Annotated in this window: 11 protein-coding genes; 7 read left to right on the forward strand and 4 right to left on the reverse strand. The window is 73.3% G+C overall.

The window, feature by feature from the left end; all coding sequences use genetic code 11:
* Positions 1 to 220 precede the first annotated feature (220 nt).
* The 7 genes from F6X68_RS00560 to F6X68_RS00590 all read left to right on the forward strand — a co-directional run bounded on the left by F6X68_RS00560 (position 221) and on the right by F6X68_RS00590 (position 11329).
* On the forward strand, positions 221 to 475 hold the full coding sequence (locus F6X68_RS00560) for a phosphopantetheine-binding protein (RefSeq protein WP_151452349.1): 255 nt from the start codon (positions 221 to 223) through the stop codon (positions 473 to 475).
* The gene (locus tag F6X68_RS00565) at positions 468 to 2057 is read left to right on the forward strand and encodes an acyl-CoA ligase (AMP-forming), exosortase A system-associated (protein ID WP_225851863.1); all 1590 of its coding nucleotides are present in this window, start codon (positions 468 to 470) and stop codon (positions 2055 to 2057) included. Before F6X68_RS00560 ends, F6X68_RS00565 begins: the two co-directional genes overlap by 8 nt.
* A complete protein-coding gene (locus F6X68_RS00570; RefSeq protein WP_151452350.1) occupies positions 2054 to 3271 on the forward strand; it encodes a pyridoxal-dependent decarboxylase, exosortase A system-associated in 1218 nt (405 codons plus the stop codon). The genes F6X68_RS00565 and F6X68_RS00570 overlap by 4 nt, the downstream gene beginning before the upstream one ends.
* A gap of 80 nt (positions 3272 to 3351) precedes the next feature.
* A complete protein-coding gene (locus F6X68_RS00575; protein ID WP_192581213.1) occupies positions 3352 to 5844 on the forward strand; it encodes an AfsR/SARP family transcriptional regulator in 2493 nt (830 codons plus the stop codon).
* A gap of 20 nt (positions 5845 to 5864) precedes the next feature.
* A complete protein-coding gene (locus tag F6X68_RS00580) occupies positions 5865 to 6761 on the forward strand; it encodes an ABC transporter ATP-binding protein (protein ID WP_225851865.1) in 897 nt (298 codons plus the stop codon).
* On the forward strand, positions 6751 to 7512 hold the full coding sequence (locus tag F6X68_RS00585; RefSeq protein WP_151452353.1) for an ABC transporter permease: 762 nt from the start codon (positions 6751 to 6753) through the stop codon (positions 7510 to 7512). Before F6X68_RS00580 ends, F6X68_RS00585 begins: the two co-directional genes overlap by 11 nt.
* Before the next feature lie 52 nt (positions 7513 to 7564).
* A complete protein-coding gene (locus F6X68_RS00590) occupies positions 7565 to 11329 on the forward strand; it encodes an SDR family NAD(P)-dependent oxidoreductase (RefSeq protein ID WP_151452354.1) in 3765 nt (1254 codons plus the stop codon).
* A gap of 64 nt (positions 11330 to 11393) precedes the next feature.
* Here F6X68_RS00590 and F6X68_RS00595 read toward each other — a convergent pair whose 3' ends face one another.
* The 4 genes from F6X68_RS00595 to F6X68_RS00610 are packed head-to-tail and all read right to left on the reverse strand — an operon-like array spanning position 11394 to position 15995.
* A complete protein-coding gene (locus tag F6X68_RS00595) occupies positions 11394 to 13004 on the reverse strand; it encodes an AMP-binding protein (protein WP_225851866.1) in 1611 nt (536 codons plus the stop codon).
* Positions 13001 to 13786 (reverse strand): thioesterase II family protein, encoded by a 786-nt coding sequence (locus tag F6X68_RS00600; protein ID WP_225851868.1) that lies wholly within the window; start codon positions 13784 to 13786, stop codon positions 13001 to 13003. Before F6X68_RS00600 ends, F6X68_RS00595 begins: the two co-directional genes overlap by 4 nt.
* On the reverse strand, positions 13783 to 14847 hold the full coding sequence (locus F6X68_RS00605) for an HAD family hydrolase (RefSeq protein ID WP_151452355.1): 1065 nt from the start codon (positions 14845 to 14847) through the stop codon (positions 13783 to 13785). Before F6X68_RS00605 ends, F6X68_RS00600 begins: the two co-directional genes overlap by 4 nt.
* Entirely contained in the window at positions 14844 to 15995 is a 1152-nt protein-coding gene (locus tag F6X68_RS00610; protein WP_225851870.1) for an acyl-CoA dehydrogenase family protein, read from the reverse strand. Before F6X68_RS00610 ends, F6X68_RS00605 begins: the two co-directional genes overlap by 4 nt.
* Positions 15996 to 15999: the final 4 nt, after the last annotated feature.

Here is a 15999-nt window from a genome sequence, read left to right on the forward strand (position 1 = left end):
CACCGTCGCTCTCATCCCGCTATCACCGGCACCACCGGGGCGACCGGACGACCCACGACGACAGCCGGACCAAGAGCCGGACGATGGCAGGTTGAGAGAGCGCCGTGATGAGGTTCCTCCGTCGGCGGGCCAGGCCCGCCATCCGGTCCAGGCAGGTGGCCGGCCGACGCGTCGCGACGACGCTTAGCGATCGAGAGGGACCACGGTGACGAACGCGGACATGCCTCGCTCATTCCAGGAGACGCTGCTCCCCCACCTTCCGTACGCCGAGGGCGGCGAGCTGGCCCCGACCGACGACCTCACGGCCCTCGGCCTCGACTCGATGGGCGTGGTGCAGCTGCTGGCCGACCTGGAAGACCGGTACGGCCTGGAGATGCCCGACGAGCGGCTGACCGAGGAGACGTTCGCGACGGTCGGGTCGCTGTGGGCGACGGTCGCCGAGTTCGTCACCGTCGAGACGGTCACCGGTGAGTGAGCTGGTCACCGCCGCTCCCGGCACTCCACTGGTCCGCGTCGACCAGCTGACCCGGTACGGCGCGGCGGACCGGCCCGCAGTCACCTTCAGGTCGGAGACGATCGACTACCGCGAGCTGACCGACCGGGTCGCCCGGGTCGCCCGCGGACTGCACGAGCTGGGAGTACGCCGCGGTGACCGGATCGCCGTGTACGCCGAGAAGCGGATCGAGACCGTCGTCGCGATGCTGGCGATCTCGGCGGCCGGCGCGGTGTTCGTCCCGGTCAACCCGCTGTTCAAGGCGCGGCACCTGGCACACGTCACGGCCGATTGCACGGCCCGCGTGGTGATCACGACGGCCGAGCGGTTCGAGACCGTACGCGCCGCGCTGAGCGAGAGCACCTCGGTCACCGACATCGTGCTCGTCGGCGCCGACGCCGTCACCGGGCCCGCCGGGCGCTGGCGGATCACCGACTGGCAGCGGCTGGCCGCGACCGCCGCCGACCGGGTACCGGACGGCGCGGTGGTGATCGACACCGACATCGCGGCCATCTTCTACACCTCGGGCAGCACCGGCGGCCCGAAGGGAGTGGTGCTGTCGCACCGTAACGTGCTGGCCGGCGCGGCGAGCGTCGCCGGCTACCTCGGGCACACCGCCGACGACACGGTACTGGCGGTACTGCCGCTCAGCTTCGACGCCGGCTTCAGCCAGCTGACCACCTCGTTCATCGCCGGCGCGCACGTGGTGCTGACCAACTACCTGGTACCGCGGGACGTGGTGCGGCTCTGCGCCCGGCACCGGGTGACCGCGCTGACCTGCGTACCTCCGCTGTGGATGCAGCTGGCGGCGCTGGACTGGCCGGCGGAGGCCGGTGCCGGGCTGCGCTACTTCGCCAACACCGGTGGCCGGATGCCGCTGGCCACCCTGACCCGGCTGCGCGCGCTGCTGCCGAACGCGCGGCCCTACCTGATGTACGGGCTGACCGAGGCCTTCCGCTCCACCTACCTCGACCCCGACGAGGTGGACCGTCGACCGGACTCGATCGGCAAGGCGATCGGCAACGCCGAGATCCTGGTGGTGCGGCCGGACGGCACGAACTGCGCGCCGGGCGAACACGGTGAGCTGGTGCACCGGGGCGCCCTGGTGGCCCAGGGTTACTGGAACGACCCGGCACGCACCGCGCTGCGGTTCCGGCCGGCCCCCGGCGCCGATCCGGCGATCCGTCCGGAGATCGCGGTCTGGTCCGGTGACACCGTCTACCACGACGCCGAGGGCTTCCTGTACTTCGTCGGGCGTACCGACGACATGATCAAGACCTCCGGCTACCGGGTCAGCCCCACCGAGATCGAAGAGGCCGCCTACGCGACCGGGCTGGTGAGCGAGGCGGTGGCGCTGGGCGTCGGCGACGAGCGGCTCGGGCACGAGGTGGTGCTGGTCGTCGGCGGCGACTGCGACACCGAGGTGCTGCGCAAGTCGCTGGCGCACGACCTGCCGACGTACATGTTGCCGCAGCGGACCGTCGTACTGCCGCAGCTGCCCCGCTCGGTCAACGGGAAGTTCGACCGGGTCGAGCTGCGCCGACTGGTGGAGGCCGGCTCGTGAGCGCGCCGGTCGGGTTCACCGCCACCGGCGGCCAGCTCACCGTGGGCACGGTACCAGTGGAGCGGCTGGCCGCCCGGGTCGGCGGCACGCCGTTCTTCGCCTACGACCGCCGCCTGGTCTCCGAGCGGGTCGCGGCGGTCCGCGCCGCGCTGCCGCCGGGCATCCGGTTGAGCTACGCGGTCAAGGCCAACCCGATGCCCGCGCTGCTGCACCACCTGAGTGGCCTGGTCGACGGCTTCGACGTGGCCTCCGCCGGCGAGCTGCGGCACGCGCTGGACACCCCGATGCCGGCCGAGCAGGTCAGTTTCGCCGGGCCGGGCAAGACGACCGATGAACTCACCCGGGCGGTCGCCGCCGGTGTCCTGATCGAGCTGGAGTCGGCGGGCGAACTCGCCCGGCTGCGCGAGGTCGGCAAGACCCTCGGCATCCAGGCCCGCGTGGCGCTGCGGGTGAACCCCGACTTCGCGGTACGCGCCTCCGGCATGCGCCTCGGCGGCGGTCCGCAGCAGTTCGGCGTCGACGTCGAGTCCGTCCCCGACCTGCTGCCCGAGCTGGCCGTCGACGAGATCGACTTCCACGGCTTCCACGTCTTCGCCGGCTCGCAGAACCTGCACGCCGAGAACATCTGCGAGGCGCAGCGTCGCACCGTCGACATGATCCTCACGTTGGCCGAGCTGACCCCGGCGCCGATCCGCTACCTGAACCTCGGCGGCGGCTTCGGTGTCCCGTACTCGGCCAGGGACCAGCCGCTGGAGCTGGCACCGATCGGCGAGAACCTGGCCGACCTGCTCGACACCCGGATCCGCCCGAACCTGCCGCACGCCCGGGTGGCCGTGGAGCTGGGCCGCTACCTGGTCGGTGAGGCCGGTGTCTACCTCACCAGGGTCGTCGACCGGAAGACCTCTCGCGGCAAGACCTTCCTGGTGGTCGACGGCGGGCTGCACCACCAGCTCGCCGCGTCCGGCAACTTCGGCCAGGTGATCCGGCGCAACTATCCGCTCGCGGTGGCCAACCGGTTCGACGCCGCGCCGGAGGAGACGGTCACCGTGGTCGGCTGCCTCTGCACCCCGCTGGACCTGCTCGGCAACGACGTGTCCCTGCCCCGGGCGGAGCCCGGGGATCTGATCGCGATCTTCCAGGCCGGCGCGTACGGCCTGACCGCGAGCCCGACCGCGTTCCTCGGCCATCCACCGCCGACCGAGGTCCTGCTCTGAACGCGCGCCCGCACGCCGCCGCAGCCCGACACTCCGAACCGTCGTCGTCGCAGTACCGCTGAATGAGGCAGGTGGATCAATTGGTCAGGCAGGAAGACGACGAACACGGACCGCTCTGCTTCCGGGTCCTCGGGCCGTTGCAGGTGCAGGGCGAGGAGCCGGTCACCGTGACGGCGCGCCGGCAGAGCGTCGTGCTGTCGCTGCTGCTGCTCAGCCCCAACCAGGTGGTGGCGCTGAAGTCGATGATCGACGCGGTGTGGGGCGAGACGCCGCCCACCACCGCCCGGGCCCAGGTGCAGACCGCCGTGTCGGTACTGCGCCGGTCGCTGGCCCGGGCCGGGCTCGGCGAGCGCATCCGGATGCAGGGCACCGGCTATCTCATCGACCTGGCGCCGGGCGAACTCGACCTGCACGTCTTCGCCGACCTGGTCGCCCGGGGCCGGGCCGCCGGCGTGGCCCGGGATCCGCAGGCGGCGCGGACGGCGTTCCGCGCCGCGCTGGCCCTGTGGCGCGGTGAGCCGCTCTGCGACGTGGACAGCGACGTGGTCCGGGCGAAGCTGGTCCGGATCGCCGAACGGCGGGTCGAGGTGCTCGAGGAGTGCATCGAGGCCGAACTCGACCTGGGCCTGCACCACGAGGTGATCGGCGAGATCCGGGCCCTGGTCGCCGAGTACCCGCTGCGCGAGCGACCGGCCGGCCAGTTGATGAGGGCGCTGTACCGGTCCGGCCGGCAGGCCGAGGCGTTGGCCACCTTCCAGGCGGTGCGCAAGACCTTCGTGGACGAGCTGGGGCTCGAACCGAGCCCGGCGCTGCACCGACTGGAGTTGGCCATCCTGACCGGCGCCGACCAGCTGGCGACGCCGGTGGCGGCCGGGCCCGGGCCGCAGTTGCGGATGCCGGTACCCCGGATGCTGCCGGCCCGGACGCCGGACTTCACCGGCCGCGCGGAGATGCTGCACCTGTTGCGGCACCGGCTCGGCGGCGCAACCGTTACAGGGCGCGACCGCCACTCGCTCGACGTGGCGGTGATCACCGGCTTCGTCGGGGTCGGCAAGTCGACCGTGGCCATCGAGACCGCTCACGCGCTGGCCGGCGAGTTTCCCGACGGCCAACTCTACGCCCGGATGCCGCCCGGCCCGGACGGCGCCGCCGAGGTGCTGGAGCGGTTCCTCCGGTCGCTCGGCTTCACCAGGTCGGCCATTCCGGAGACCCTCGACGGCCGGGAGGCGCTCTACCGCAGCGCCCTCGCCGACCGGCGGATGCTGGTGGTGATCGAGGACGTCACCGACCCGACCCAGGCCCGCCCGCTCCTGCCCGGTACGCCGGCCTGTCGGCTGATCGTGACCACCCGGGCCCGCCGGGCGTGGCTGCCCGGCGCGCACGTCTTCGAGATCGACCGACTCGACGCCCACGACGGCATCGAGCTGCTGGCCGCCATGGTCGGCCGGGACCGGGTCGCCGCCGAGCCGAGCAAGGCCATCGAGCTGGTCGAGCTCTGCGGTGGTCTGCCGCTGGCGCTGCGGATCGCCGCGAACCGGCTCGCCGCCCGTCCGCACTGGAGCCTGGGACAGCTCGCCGCCCGGCTCGTCGAGCCCGGGCAGCGGCTGGGTGGGCTGGTCCACCAGGGCCTGGACGTACGGGCCGGGCTGAGGGGGACCTACGACGCCCTGCCGCCGGCGGCACAACTGCTGTTCAGGCACCTTGGCGAGCTGGAGACCGACACCTTCGCGGCCTGGGTGGCCGCCCCGCTGCTGCAGCTCGACGCGGACTCCGCCGCCGAGGTGCTGGAGACCCTCATCGACGCCCGGCTGGTCGACGTGCTCAGCGGCACCGGCGGGGCCACCCGCTACCGACTGCGTGACCTGGTCCGGCTGCACGCCCGTGACCTGTCGCTGGCCGAGAGCAGCGCGGCCGACCGGGCCGCCGCGACCCGACGGATGCTCGGCGGGTGGCTCTTCCTGGCCGACGAGGCCCGGCTGCGGCAGGGCGGCCACCGCATCGCCCGCCATTCGGCCGCGGCCGTCTGGCCGCTGGCCGAGCCGCTCGTCAACGCCGCGCTGACCGATCCGCTGGCCTGGTACGAGCGGGAACGCACCGCGCTGCTGGCCGCGGTCCGGCAGGCCGCCCGCGCCGGCGAGGTGGCCTACTGCTGGAACCTCGCCGCCGCCGTCGCCGCGCTCGCCGAGACGCAGTCCCGCTTCGGCGAGTGGCGGGAGAGCAGCCTCTGCGCCCTGGAGGCCGCGGTGCGGGCCGGGGACCGACTCGGTGAGGCGGTGATGCTGTACGGGCTCGGCCGGCTCGACCTCTGCGAGCAGCGGCTGGACCATGCCGCGGCCCGGCACGAGGTGGCCCTGGAGGCGTTCGACCAGCTCGGCGCCCTGGACTGGCGGGCGATCACGCTGCGCTCGTTGAGTGCGGTGCACCGGATGAGCAGCCGGCCGGCGCAGCTGGTGCCCGACACCGGCGCGGCGCGTCGGGACGACCGGCATCCCGAGCACCGGGTAGCGGTCGGCCGCATCCCGTTCCGGCAGCACCAGTTCGGGCTGGCCAGCGGCATGGCGGAGGACCAATGACCCAGGGAAGGGACGCTGATGTGAGCACGATCAAGGCGCAGCCGGTCGGATCGCCGGCGCGGCACCAGGATCAGGAGTGGACGTCGCTGGAGGCGGTCGAGGTCACCAAGCGCTACGGCGACGTGGCCGCGCTGGCCGGCTTCAGCCTGACCGTCGCCCGAGGCGAGATCGTGGGACTGGTCGGACACAACGGTGCCGGCAAGACCACCTTCGTCGAGGTGGTCTCGGGCCTGATCCGGCCGGACAGCGGGGTGGTGCTGGTCGACGGTCGGACACCCACCCAGGCGCGCGGGCAGATCGGCATCTCGCCGCAGCACATCGCGCTGTACCCGCCGATCACCGTCCGGGAGCACCTGCGGCTCTTCGGCGGCATCGCCGGGCTGCGGCGCCAGGCACTGCGTACCGAGATCGACGACCTCGCCACCGGTCTGCACCTGACCGGGTTCCTGGACCGGCCGGTCGGGGTGCTCTCCGGCGGGCAGCAACGCCGGACCCAGGCCGCGGTGGCCCTGATCCACCGACCGTCGCTGCTGCTGCTCGACGAGCCGACCGCGGGCGCCGACCCGGAGACCCGGCAGGCGCTGCTCAACGTGGTCAAGCAGCGGGCCGGCGAGGGGGCGGCGGTCATCTACACCACTCACTACCTCAACGAACTCACCGACCTGCAGGCAAGTATCGCGGTCGCCCGACGCGGCCGGATCATCGCCCGCGGCAGCAGCGCGGAGCTGCTGGAGGGGTTGCCCGGCGAGGTCCGGGTGACCTTCGCCGACGAGGTGGTGCAGGTCTCCACCACCGACCCCACCACCGCCCTGGTGGAGCTGCTGAAGGGCACCGACCGTCAGGTCGAGTCCGTCGAGCTGCGCCGTCCCGACCTTGACGACCTCTACCACTCGCTGGCGGTAACCGATGTCGACTGACGCCCTTCGCCGTACCGGCCTGCTGGTCCGGCACAACGCCGTGCTCCGGCTGCGCGACCCCGCCCAGCTGATCAGCTACATCGCCCTGCCGATGGTGCTGATGCTGGTGCTCAAGCCGCTCTACGAGGAGGCGTTGGACAGCGGCACGCTGCAGGCGGTGACCGGGCCGCTGGTGATGTTCTCGGTCTTCGCGCTGTCGATCGTCGGCAACTCGATCCTGGTCGAGCGCGAGTGGCGCACCTGGGACCGGCTGCGGGCCAGCCGGGCCGGCCGCGTCGAGCTGCTGCTCGGCAAGACCGGTCCGGTACTCGTCCTGCTGCTGTTGCAGCAGGCCGTGCTGTTCGCGTTCGGCTGCCTGGTCGTCGGGCTGCCGCTGCCCCGGCCGTCCGCGGTCGGCTACCTGGCCCTCGCGGTCGGCATCTGGGGACTGACCCTGCTCGCGGTGGGCGCCGCCCTGGCCACCGTGGTACGCAGCCGCGGCGAACTGAGCGTCGCCTCCGACCTGGGGGCGATCATGGTCAGCGCGCTGGGCGGCGCGCTGGTGCCGGTGTCGCTGATGCCCGGTTGGGCGCAGCACGTCGCGCCGCTCTCCCCCGGCTACTGGGCCATGTCGATGCTGCGTGCCGCGGTCGACAGCGACCCCGCCGGCATGCTCCGCCCGGCACTGGTCTGCCTGGGCATCGCCCTCGTCGCCGGAGGGCTGGCCTCCTGGCGGCTCGCTCGGGGCTGGGGCCGCAGCCGGCTGATGTGACCGGCACGAGCAATCCGTCCGAACCCCCGATCCGGTGTACCTGGAGGTCATCGTGACTGAAACTGACTACGACTCCGCGGTCGCGCTCATCGGTATGGCCGGGCGCTTTCCGGGGGCGGCCGACGTCGGCGAACTCTGGCGCAAACTGCGCGACGGGGTGCCCGGGCTGCGGCCGATCACCGACGAGGAGCTGACCCGCGCCGGTGTCGCCCCGGCCCGGGCCGCCGACCCGGACTACATCCGGGTCGGCGGCCCGGTCGACGACCTCGACCTGTTCGACGCGGGCGCGTTCGGCTTCAGCCCGCGCGAGGCCGAGACGATGGAGCCGCAGCACCGGCTCTTCCTGGAGTGCTCCTGGCAGGCGCTGGAGGCCGCCGGCTACCAGCCGGTCGACCCGGGCGCCCGGGTCGGTGTCTTCGCCGGCTGCGCGTTCCCGGACTACATGATCGACAACGTCGCGCACATGGTCGACGAACCCGGTGAGGGCCTGCTCTTCGCGGTCGGCAACGAGCGGGACTCGCTCACCTCGCTGGTCTCGTACAAGCTCGGGCTGCGCGGGCCGAGCGTGACCGTGCAGACGTTCTGCTCCACCTCGCTGGTCGCGGTGCACCTGGCCTGCCAGAGCCTGCTGACCTACGACTGTGACGTGGCCCTCGCCGGTGGCGCCTTCCTGCCGCTGCCCCAGCCCGCCGGCTACCTCTACGAGCAGGGCGGGATCCTCTCCCCCGACGGCCGGGTGCGCAGCTTCGACGCGGCGGCCAACGGCAGCGTGATGGGCTCGGGGGTCGGGGTGGTGGCGCTCAAGCGGATGACCGACGCGCTCGCCGACGGTGACGTCATCCACGCGGTCATCCTCGGCTCGGCGGTCAACAACGACGGGCCGGAGCGGGTCGGGTACACCGCGCCCGGCGTCGAGGGCCAGGCCGAGGTGATCGAGACGGCGCTGGCCGTCGCCGGCGTGAAGTCGGAGACCATCGGCTACGTCGAGTGCCATGCCACCGGCACGCCGCTGGGCGACTCCATCGAGCTGGCGGCGATGAGCCGGGTGTTCCAGACGACCCCGCCGACCCCGTGCGTGCTCAGCTCGGTCAAACCCTCGGTGGGGCACCTGGACCGCGCGGCCGGGGTGACCGGCCTGATGCGCGCCGCGCTGAGCCTGCGGCACGAGATCCTGCCGGCAGTCGCCGGCTACACCACACCGAACCCGACGCTCGCCGCGGCGGCCGACCGGTTCACCGTGCTCACCGAGCCCCGCCCCTGGCCTGCCGGACCCGACCCACGCCGCGCCGGGGTCAGCTCGTTCGGGCTCGGCGGCACCAACGCGCACGTGGTGTTGGAGCAGGCGCCGGCGCGTGTTCCCCGGGCCGCGACCGGTCCGCAGCTGCTCACCTTCTCCGCCGGTGACCCGACGGCGCTGGAAGCGCTGACCGACCGGCTGCGCCAGCACCTGGTCCAGCACCCGGAGGCCGACCTCGCCGACGTCGCGTACACCCTGCAGGTGTCCCGTGGGCGCTTCGCGCTGCGCCGGGCGGTGGTCTGCCGGGACCGCGACGACGCGATCGCGGCCTTGGCCGACGCCGGCCGGTGGATCGACGGCGAGACCCGTCGGCGGGACCCGGCGGTGCTGCTACGCGCCGGTGACGGCGTACCGGACGCCTGGTGGGCCGAGCTGTCCGCGGCGGTCGGCCCACTGCTGCCGGCTGACGGCGCAGCGCGTGGCACCGACCGGAACAGCGTGCTGGCCGACCTGGGCACCGGGCTGGCCCGGCTCGGGGTGGTGCTGACCGGCGAGCCGGCCGACTCCGCCAGCCCGGTCGAGGTGCTCGTCGCCCCCGGTGACGAGGTCGCCGCCGAGTGGGTGCTGACCACCCTGGCCCAGCTCTGGCTGGCCGGGGCGACGGTGGACTGGGCGGCGCTGCACCTGGGTGCCGGCCGGCGCGTCGAGCTGCCGACCTACCCGTTCCAGCGCAGCCGGTACTGGGTCAAGCCCCGCCCGGCGCAGGCCACCGCGGCCCGGCCGGTCGAGGGCCGCGTCGACGACCCGGCGGAGTGGACCTACCTGCCGACCTGGACACCACGCCCGCTGGACACCGCGGACCTGGACGAGCGGCTGCGCGCCGCCGGCCCATGGCTGGTGCTCACCGCCGACGAGCGCGGCGAGGCGCTGCTCGCCCGACTGGCCGAGGCCGGCGCCGAGGTCTGCGCGGCCCGGCCGGGCGAGGCGTTCGAGCAGGACGAGGCCGGCGACTTCACCGTCCGCGCGGACGCACCGGACGACCTGGCCGAGCTGGTCCGTGCCCTGTTCGTCGCCCCGCGCACCATCGTGCACGGGTTCAGCCTGGGCTCCCCGGAGGGCACCGGCGGCGAGCACTTCGAGCGGGGGCAGGACCGGGGATTCCGCTCCGCGCTCGCCCTGGTACGGGCGCTGGCCGACGACCCGGACACCCCGCCGACCGAGCTGGTGCTGCTGACCTCCGGGGCGCTCGGGGTGCTCGGCGCCGATCTGCGCCACCCCGAGCACGCCACGCTGGCCGCGCTGGCGCCGAGCCTGGCCCAGGAGAACCCGTTCCTGGCCTGCCGGCACGTCGACGTGGCCGGCACCGTCGACGTCGAACAGGCGCTCGCCGCCAGCGTGCACCCGCACCAGGGCCCGGTCGCCGTCCGGGACGGCGACGCCTGGTCCCGGCACTACCGACCGCACCCGCTGCCCGCCCCGACGGCGGACCGGCCGATCGTCAGCGCCGGTGACACCGTGCTGATCACCGGCGGGCTCGGCGACGTGGGGCTGGTGCTGGCCCGACACCTGGCGGAGCGCTACGGCTGCCGACTGGTGCTCACCGCCCGGACCGCGCTGCCGCCGCGCGAGCAGTGGCCGGCGCGGAAGGACGGCGACGACCGGGTCGCCCGGCACATCCGCAACATCCTCGACCTGGAGCGGCAGGGCGCCGCGGTGCTGGCGACAGCCGCCGACGTCGGGGACGAGGCGCGGATGCGCGAGGTGGTCGACGCCGCGGTGGCCAAGTTCGGCGGCATCGACGTGGTGGTGCACGCGGCCGGCATCCAGAGCCCGGAGTACTTCGGGCTGGCCCACCTCTCCGACCGGGCGTCCTGCGACGCGCACCTGAACGCCAAGATCCACGGCTTCCACGTGCTCCAGGCGGTGCTCGGTGAGCACGCCCCGGACCGGCGCATCACGCTGTCCTCGGTCTCCGCCGTGCTGGGCGGGATCGCGCTGGGACCGTACTCGGCGGCGAACGCCGGCCTCGACGCGTACGCCCGGGTGGCCCGGCTGCGCGGCGAGGGGCGCTGGATCACCGTCGACTGGGACACCTGGGCGATCGATCCGAGCCGACCGGACGGGATGACCGGACAGACGGTCCGCGAGTACGAGATGTCGCCGGCCGAGGGGGTCGACGTCTTCGGTCGGGCCCTCGCCGCCGTCGGGCACGTCGGCCACCTGGTGATCTCCACGGGCCCGATCGAGGCCCGGATCGCGCAGTGGGTCACCAACGACCCGGCGGCCGGCGGTGCCGAGGAAGTCGAACGCGAGCGCCATCCCCGGCCCACGCTGGCCACCCCGTACGTCGAACCGGAGGCCGGGGTGGAGCGCACGATCGCCGACATCTGGGCGGCCACCCTCGGCCTGGAGACTGTCGGCGCCACCGACAACTTCTTCGAGCTGGGTGGACACTCGCTCATCGCCATCTCGCTCGCCACCAAGCTGCGCAGCAACGTCTCGGCGCAGCTGCCGGTCACCGCGCTGGTGGAGTACCCGACGGTCCGCCAGCTGGCCGCCCTGGTCGGGCAGGATCAGTAACAGTCAAGCTGAACCAAGCGAGGGGGGCACCGGCGGTCCGCCGGTGCCCCCCTCGCTCGCCGGGTCAGCTGCCGACCAGCTCGGCGGCGGTCGCGGCCAGCGCCCGACGGTCGGTCTTGCGGTTGGCGTTGAGCGGAAACTCGGCCAGGAAGACGAACCGCCGGGGCAGCAGTGCGCGCGGCAGGGTGGCGGCCAGTTCGCCGGCCAGCACGGCGGCCGGACGGCGTACCCCCACGCAGAACGCCACCAGCACGTCGTCGACCACCACCGCGACCGCGTCCTGGACGCCGTCCAGCGCGCGCAGCCGGCACTCGATCTCGGCCAGTTCGACCCGTACCCCACGGATCTTGACCTGGTGGTCCACCCGGCCGAGGTAGGCCAGTTCGCCGCCGCCGATCGGCCGGACCAGGTCACCGGTGCGGTACCAGCGCTCGCCGCCGTGGCGCAGGAACCGGCCCTCGTCGTCGGCCGGGTCGAGGTAACCGGGGAACATCTGGTCCCCGGTCACGCACAGCTCACCGACGGTACCGGCGGCGGCGCCGGGCAGCTCGATCCCGGCGTCGTCGGCCGCCTCCCGGGCGACCGGTCGGATCAGGTGGCGCATGCCCGGATGCATGGTGCCGATCGACACCACGTCGTTGACACAGCGGGCCGGCGACGAGTCGGGGTCCCACCGGTGCACGCTGCACGAGATGGTCAGCTCGGTCGGGCCGTACAGGTTCTCCACCAGGCTGCCCGGTGCGGCGGCCTGCCAGTCGGCGGCGTCGTGCGCGAGCAACGGCTCCCCGCAGAACAGGCTCCAGCGCAGGCTGGGAAAGGCGTCGGGCGCCAGCCGGCGCAGCCGGCGGGTCAGCGCGATCACGCTGGGCGAGGAGAACCAGACGGTGATCCGGTGCTCGGTCAGGAACTCCGCGAGGTTGGCGTAGCAGGTGGGCGGGACGGTGACCACCGTGCCGCCGCTGCCCCACCCCGCGAAGAGGTCGAACATCGCCAGGTCGAAGGTCAGGTCGAAGGTCTGGGAGAAGACGTCCGCGGCGGTGAAGCCGTACCGGTCGTGCACGAACCGCAGGTACGCGTCGACGTTGCGGTGCAGCACCGGTACGCCCTTGGGCCGGCCGGTGGAGCCCGAGGTGAACAGGATGTAGGCGATCTCGTCGGCACCGACCTGCCGGGGCGCGGCCAGCGGGGTGCCACCCGGCTCGCGGACCACCACCACGTCGGTGAGTTCGGCGGCCAACTCGGGCAGCACCCGCTCGCCGTGCTCGTCCACGATCAGCGTGTCCACCCGGGCCGCCGCCATCATCTGCCGGGTCCGCTCGGCCGGGAAGTCGGGGTGCAGCGGCACCACCGCCGCACCGGAGTAGACCGCGGCGAGCAGACCGGCGTACGCCTGCGGGGTGCGGCTGGCCAGCAGTCCGACCCGGCGCGGCGCCGCGCCGGCCGTGCTGACCAGGTCGCCGGCCAGCGCCAACGCCCGCTCGTGCAGCCAGCGGTAGCTGTAGGTGTGCCCGTCGACCCGCAGCGCCTCGGCCGTCGGGTCGATCCGCAGCCCCCGGTCGAACCACTCGGCGAGCACCCGGGGCGGCGCCCCGGCCGGCACCGGGGCCGGCCGGGGCGGATCGTCGATCGACCGCTCGGGCAGCGGCGACCGCGTCGCGATCTGCGCGGTGCTCACGGGGTCCCTCCCACCGGCCCGGCGCCGGCGAGCACACCGAGCGCCGCGCCGATGTACCGGTGGGTCACCGAGGGCTGTTCGAGGACGGCGAAGTGTCCACCACCGATGCTGTGCGCCCGGAACCGCCCGGTGGTCTCCTCGCGCCAGCCGTGCATCGACACCGCGCTGGCGCGTGGGTCGTGGCTGGCCGCGATCGCGGTGATCGGCACCCGCAGCGGCGGCTCGGGCCGGTACCGGTAGTTCTCCTTGAGCGCGAAGTCGCCGCGGAACGGCGGCAGGATCATCCGCCGTACGCTCGGGTCGGCCAGCATCCAGTCCGGTGTACCGCCGAGCCGGCGCAGCATCGCCACCACCTGCTCGTCGTCCAGCCCGGTCACCTGCGGGTCGGTGTCCGGCGTGGCGGGTGCCGGGCTGGCGGAGACGAAGAGGTGCACCGGGTCCGGGCCGCCGCGCCGGCGGATCTCGCGCACCAGCTCGAACCCGACCACCGCGCCCAGGCTGTGCCCGTAGACCGCCCAGGGGCGGTCGTCCTCCGTGAGCACCACCTCGGCCAGCTCGCCGACCAGCGCCTCCACCCCGGTGAACGGCTCCTCCCGCAGCCGGGTCTCCCGGCCGGGCGGCTGCACCGGGCAGACCGCCACCGGCCCCAACCGGCCGAACCAGGGCCGGTACGCCGACGCCGACCCGCCGGCGTGCGGCAGGCAGTAGAGCCGCACGTCGCCGTCGGACATGCCGAACGGCAGCCAGCGGCGCAGCCGGGTGTCGTCGACCGTCCTGGTCACCGCAGCACCTCGATCCGGACGTAGTCCGGCGGCTCCTGCAGGTTGTCCAGGTTTGCCGCCAGCACCAGGTGCGAACCGTCCCGGCTGACCTCCCGGAAACCGCTGAACGCGTAGGTGATCTGCATCATCCGGTTACGGCCGGTCTCCACGAAGTCCGCCCGCAGGCCGGCCCCGGCCGCCTTCGCCTGGCTCATGATGTGGCCGAGCAGCACCGAGCCGACGCCCCGGGACATCACCCGGCAGGACATCAGGATCATGTGCAGCCGCCAGTCCGGCTTGCTCTTCTCCACCAGCGCGACGCCGATCTTGCCGTACGAGCCGAACCGGTCGGTCAGCGTCGCGACCAGCAGCAGGTGGTCCGGTGACTCGCGCAGCGCGTCGAGCTCGTCGTAGGAGTACGTCTTGCCGGTCGAGTTGAGCTGGTTGGTGCGGACGGTCAACTCCTCGGCGCGCTGCAGGTCCTCCCGCCGGGCCGGCTCGATCGTGAAGGTCATGTCCAGGGTGGCGAGGAACTCCTCGCTGGTCCCCACGAAGTCGGCGGCCACCTCGTCGCGGGTCAGCTGGCTCTGGTACATGCCCCGGCGCTGGGCCGACTCGTCGGTGATGAACCGCGGCCGGAACTCCACCCCGGTCAGCACCTGCTCGATGTCGGCGGCGTCCACACAGGTCACCTCGGGCAGCGCGTACGCCACCTCGGCCAGCTCGAACTCCTGGTCGTCGACGAAGGCGAACGCGTCCAGGCCCAGGTTGAGCTTCGCGGCGATCTGCCGGATCGACTCGGACTTGGCGTCCCAGCCGATCCGGGGGAACACGAACATCTCGTCCAGGCCGAGTTCGCGCAGCTTGGCCATGGCCGCTTCGTGGTCGTTCTTGCTGGCCACCGAGTTGAGCACACCCATCGCGTCCAGCGCGCGGATCCGCGCGACCGCGGCCGGCCGGACGGTCACCTCGCCGTCCTCCAGCAGCACCCCGTCCCAGACGGTGTGGTCCAGGTCCCAGACCACGCACTTGATCCGGCCCTGCTTGGGCTTGGTCGGCGGGGCCTGCGCCAGCACGCTCATGCCGCCCACCCCCGGTAGGCCTCGCCGGCGATGGTCATCCGTTGGATCTCGTTGCTGCCTTCGATGATCTCCATGACCTTCGCGTCCCGGTAGTAGCGGGCGACCGGGTAGTCCGGGCTGCACCCGTTGGCGCCGTGCACCTGGACCGCCTCGGCGGCGTGCCGCGCGGCGGCGGTGGAGGCGAAGTACTTCGCCACCCAGGTCGCCATGATGGTCGAGGCGTCACCGGCGTCCTTGAGCCGGCCGGCCTCGGCGACCAGCATCCGGGCCGCCCGGACGTCGGTCACCATGTCGGAGATCTTCGCCTGGATCAGCGGCAGGTCGCGCAGCGGCGAGCCGCCGACCCGGCGGCGGGAGGTGTAGCCGACGCAGGCGTCCAGGCAGGCCTGGAGGATGCCGACGCTGCCGGTGGCGACGCTGTACCGGCCGAGGTCCAGCGTGCCGGTGAGCACCATCCCGGAGGCGAAGGCGCTCGGGCCGAGCTGGGCTTCCCGGCCGAGTAGCACGTCGGTGAAGGTGATCTCGGCCAGCATCGACGCCCGGGTGCCGAGCATGTCGTGGATCGGCCGCACCGACACCCCGGGGGTGTCCCGCGGCACCAGCAGCGCCACGATGCTCGACGCGGTCCGGGCGAAGACCAGGAACAGGTCCGCCCGCTGGCCACCGGTGGTCCAGGTCTTCACCCCGTTGAGCAGCCAGTCGCCGCCCCGGGCGACCGCGGTGGTGGCCAGGTTGGAGGTGTCGCTGCCGGCGCCCGGCTCGGAGAGGCAGAACGCCCCGAGGGTACGCCCGCTGGCCAGCTCCGGCCCCCAGCGCGCCAACTGTTCGGCGTTGCCCCAGCGCTGCACCGCCCAGGAGGCCATGGTGTGCACGGTGAGCAGGCTGCGTACCGAGGAGCAGCCCCGGCCCACCTCCTCGTGCACCTCGCCGAGGGTCACCAGGTCCAGCCCGGCGCCGCCGACCGCCGGGGGCAGGAACGGCGCCCAGAGCCCGGCGTCGCCGATCCGCTCCAGCAGTTCCTCGGGGATGGCGCCGGCCCGGTCGTAGGCGTCGGCGTACGGAGAGATGTGCTCGTCGACGAAGGCACGGGTGCTGGCCCGGGTTACTGGTCCGGTCAGCAGCAGCGGCGCCTGCATGAGACTCGTCATCGCC

This window comes from Micromonospora sp. AMSO12t (assembly GCF_008806585.1).
GTDB classification, from domain to species: domain Bacteria; phylum Actinomycetota; class Actinomycetes; order Mycobacteriales; family Micromonosporaceae; genus Micromonospora; species Micromonospora reichwaldensis.

Coding starts and splice junctions, on each gene's coding strand:
- F6X68_RS00560 (WP_151452349.1), top strand. CDS start 221: ATGCCTCGCTCATTCCAGGAGACGCTGCTCCCCCACCTTCCGTACGCC.
- F6X68_RS00605 (WP_151452355.1), bottom strand. CDS start 14,847: ATGAGCGTGCTGGCGCAGGCCCCGCCGACCAAGCCCAAGCAGGGCCGG.
- F6X68_RS00585 (WP_151452353.1), top strand. CDS start 6,751: ATGTCGACTGACGCCCTTCGCCGTACCGGCCTGCTGGTCCGGCACAAC.
- F6X68_RS00610 (WP_225851870.1), bottom strand. CDS start 15,995: ATGACGAGTCTCATGCAGGCGCCGCTGCTGCTGACCGGACCAGTAACC.